Origin of the sequence: Kocuria sp. CPCC 205260 (assembly GCF_040981045.1) — a bacterium.
Lineage (GTDB): Bacteria > Actinomycetota > Actinomycetes > Actinomycetales > Micrococcaceae > Kocuria > Kocuria palustris.
This window is the reverse complement of the sequence record NZ_JAVKPT010000060.1, coordinates 1-601: the sequence shown is the minus strand read 5'-3', so window position 1 is coordinate 601 and position 601 is coordinate 1. Positions and strand designations below refer to the sequence as shown.

The window sequence follows — 601 nt, the reverse complement described above, 5'->3', positions numbered from 1 at the left end:
CCGGGCCGAGGGGCAGGTACTTCTGCGCCCGGTCGTGGTGCGGATGGCTCGGCAGCCCCGCCCAGTTGACGTAGGAGACGCGCGGGTCCTCCTCCAGCCAGCGTGCGACGACGTGCGCGTTGGCCAGGTGCGCGTCCATGCGCTGCGGCAGCGTCTCGACGCCCTGGAGCAGGTTCCACGCGGACTGGGGCGCCAGAGCGGGGCCGATGTCCCGCAGCTGCTCGGTGCGCAGCCGGGTCAGGAACCCGTACTCCCCGAAGTTCCCCCACCAGGTGACGTCGTTGTACGTCGGCACCGGCTCGGTCATGGACGGGAAGTTGCCGTTCGCCCAGTCGAAGCGGCCGGACTCGACGACGACGCCGCCCAGCGTGGTGCCGTGGCCGCCCAGGAACTTGGTCGCCGAGTGGATGACGATGTCCGCCCCGTGCTCGAACGGGCGGATCAGGTAGGGCGGGGTCATCGTCGAGTCGACGACGAGCGGGACGCCGGCCTCGTGCGCGACCGCGGCGAGGCCCTCCAGGTCGGCGATCTCCCCGGACGGGTTGGCCACGACCTCCGTGTAGACGGCCTTCGTCCCCGGGCGCACGGCGGCCCGGTAGTC

General features: G+C 72.2%; 1 protein-coding gene. It reads right to left on the bottom strand.

Annotation, left to right across the window (positions count from 1 at the left end; all coding sequences use genetic code 11):
* A partial coding sequence (locus tag RF645_RS13145) for an aminotransferase class V-fold PLP-dependent enzyme (RefSeq protein ID WP_368819258.1) occupies nt 1–601 on the bottom strand: 601 nt, incomplete at both ends.